We start from the raw sequence: 1904 nt of genomic DNA on the forward strand, positions 1-1904 counted from the left end.
ATCCTCTTAACCCGCAGAACTTATAAAAATGTAGTGGAGTTGCATTTACTTGGCTTATAGTGCTAGTTTAGCATCTAAATAGATTCAGTTAACATCGTAAATGATTCAATCTAGATGTTTTTTGTAATAAACAGTGAATTAGTTAGTAGAATATTGGTGTAAAGGAGATTCTATATAGATGCAAATGAGTAAACGATTTAGCGTTACACTTCCAGATGCTGTATTTGAAGAATTGGAGAAACTTGCTAATGAACAGGGTAGAACCACAGCTAACCTTGCAGCTTTTATAGTGGAGTCTGGTATTCGTGAAATTAAAAAAACACAACTACGCAATCCAAAGGCAAGTTAGAACGTTCTCTACTCCAAACTCTGACTTGAAAACTGAATAAAGAACCTAAGTAAAATCAGCATGGCAGATGACATCAAACGTTCTAAGGGGAAATTTGACTATCTAGCAGAAACTAGAGATTGGGGCGCAGCTACAACTGAGGGGCGTTGCAAAAAACTTGCTAGAGGGAAAGGTAAGCGATTAGTCGAAATTATCGACACTGAAACTGGAGATTTACCAATTATTTGTATTTTTGAGGATTACCCAGATGAGTGAAACAGCTACTCAAGTTCCTATCACTACTATTGTTCCTATGCTGACTGCTATTAGCGATCGCAATTGGGAGCAATTCAAAAAGTTAGAGCGTGATTTTGTTAATCAGTATGGTGTGGATGTATGGGAGGACGTTTTTAATTTTCGGCTTAAACCTGCATTAGACAAGGATTCTGACCGATGGCTACTAATTCAATGGTGTAGCAAGGGTATCAAATCAGTAAAAATCGTTGCTTAGTTAGTGAAGCAGGGGGTAGAAACAGCTAGATAATTTCTACCCATAACTATCCTTATCTTACTGTTTGTCTAAGTCTTCAATAAGTTGATCAACAAAATCCCTTAACCGTTGCGGCCAGTCAGGGACGGTTTTAATTTTCTCCCTTTGCCCTTTCCGACCTTTAAAACAAATTGGTTGAGCGTCTAACTCAGCTTTGAGGATTTTCTTAGCACCAATTTTATTATTTTTCTCAAATGGCATTGACTTTAACCTTGTAAGTTGGTATACTAACTATACTACAACATTGAAAGGTCGAGTCAATGCTTTTATCATTCAAAACTGCACTAATTCCAAATAACCGACAGATTACAGCTTTTCGCAAGGCTTCTGGAGTAGCTAGACACGCCTATAACTGGGCAAATGCTCAAGTTATAGATATTTTAGCTACTCGCAAAGAAGGCGAAAAACTTAAATTACCATCAGCGATTGACCTGCATAAAAAGTTAATAGCTGAGGTCAAATCTGAACACGCTTGGTATTACGAAGTTAACAAAAATGTCCCACAAAAGGCGTTAACTGACTTACGCCAAGCATGGGACCGAGGTTTATTTCTGTCAAGTACGAGATTGAAAAACCTCCTATACTTGCAGACAGACCGACCATCGGCGTTGACGTAGGAATAAAGGAGTTAGCAGTTTGCAGTAATGGTGAAATATTCAAAAACCCCAAAGCCTACCGCCGGATGAGTAAACGCATGAAACGCTTACAGCGTAGCGTTAGCCGAAAGGTGAAGGGGTCTAATAATCGCAAGAAAGCTGTAAGAAAATTGGCTAAATTACACGCCAAAGTTTCTAATATTCGCCAGGATTCCATACACAAATTAACCTACTATCTAGCTAAAAACCACAGCGTGATAAAGATAGAGGATTTGCACGTTAAGGCATTTTTGAAGAACCACAAATTAGCGGGTGCTATCGCCGATTGTGGGATGTATGAGTTCAAACGACAGTTAGAGTATAAAACCGAGAAGTTCGGGAGTGAATTAATCCTTGTGGATAGGTTCTTCCCCAGTTCTCAAATATGCTC

6 protein-coding genes are annotated in these 1904 nt (G+C 38.7%); 5 read left to right on the forward strand and 1 reads right to left on the reverse strand.

Annotated features, from left to right (window positions below):
- Positions 1 to 184 precede the first annotated feature (184 nt).
- Genes FJR06_RS05150 through FJR06_RS05160 form a run of 3 tightly spaced genes read left to right on the forward strand, consistent with a single transcriptional unit; the run spans position 185 to position 839 of the window.
- Positions 185 to 349, forward strand: a complete 165-nt coding sequence (locus FJR06_RS05150; protein WP_072033657.1) for a hypothetical protein — start codon at positions 185 to 187, stop codon at positions 347 to 349.
- 60 nt (positions 350 to 409) lie between these two features.
- Positions 410 to 604, forward strand: a complete 195-nt coding sequence (locus FJR06_RS05155) for a hypothetical protein (protein WP_039203721.1) — start codon at positions 410 to 412, stop codon at positions 602 to 604.
- Positions 597 to 839, forward strand: a complete 243-nt coding sequence (locus tag FJR06_RS05160) for a hypothetical protein (RefSeq protein ID WP_039203720.1) — start codon at positions 597 to 599, stop codon at positions 837 to 839. The genes FJR06_RS05155 and FJR06_RS05160 overlap by 8 nt, the downstream gene beginning before the upstream one ends.
- Positions 840 to 896: 57 nt before the next feature.
- On the opposite strand, the gene FJR06_RS05165 is transcribed toward FJR06_RS05160, so the two are convergent.
- Complete coding sequence (locus tag FJR06_RS05165) at positions 897 to 1079, reverse strand: hypothetical protein (RefSeq protein ID WP_168651005.1); 183 nt, start codon at positions 1077 to 1079, stop codon at positions 897 to 899.
- 59 nt (positions 1080 to 1138) lie between these two features.
- On the opposite strand from FJR06_RS05165, the gene FJR06_RS24230 reads away from it, so the two are divergent.
- Both FJR06_RS24230 and FJR06_RS24235 read left to right on the forward strand, forming a co-directional pair.
- The gene (locus FJR06_RS24230) at positions 1139 to 1495 is read left to right on the forward strand and encodes a helix-turn-helix domain-containing protein (RefSeq protein ID WP_235081864.1); all 357 of its coding nucleotides are present in this window, start codon (positions 1139 to 1141) and stop codon (positions 1493 to 1495) included.
- Positions 1411 to 1904: RNA-guided endonuclease TnpB family protein (locus FJR06_RS24235; RefSeq protein WP_254434390.1), on the forward strand; the 494-nt coding region annotated here is incomplete at its 3' end. The genes FJR06_RS24230 and FJR06_RS24235, both read left to right, overlap by 85 nt.

This window comes from Dolichospermum sp. UHCC 0352, assembly GCF_009711925.1.
GTDB classification, from domain to species: domain Bacteria; phylum Cyanobacteriota; class Cyanobacteriia; order Cyanobacteriales; family Nostocaceae; genus Dolichospermum; species Dolichospermum lemmermannii.

Coding starts and splice junctions, on each gene's coding strand:
- FJR06_RS05155 (WP_039203721.1), top strand. CDS start 410: ATGGCAGATGACATCAAACGTTCTAAGGGGAAATTTGACTATCTAGCA.
- FJR06_RS05165 (WP_168651005.1), bottom strand. CDS start 1,079: ATGCCATTTGAGAAAAATAATAAAATTGGTGCTAAGAAAATCCTCAAA.
- FJR06_RS05150 (WP_072033657.1), top strand. CDS start 185: ATGAGTAAACGATTTAGCGTTACACTTCCAGATGCTGTATTTGAAGAA.
- FJR06_RS05160 (WP_039203720.1), top strand. CDS start 597: ATGAGTGAAACAGCTACTCAAGTTCCTATCACTACTATTGTTCCTATG.
- FJR06_RS24230 (WP_235081864.1), top strand. CDS start 1,139: ATGCTTTTATCATTCAAAACTGCACTAATTCCAAATAACCGACAGATT.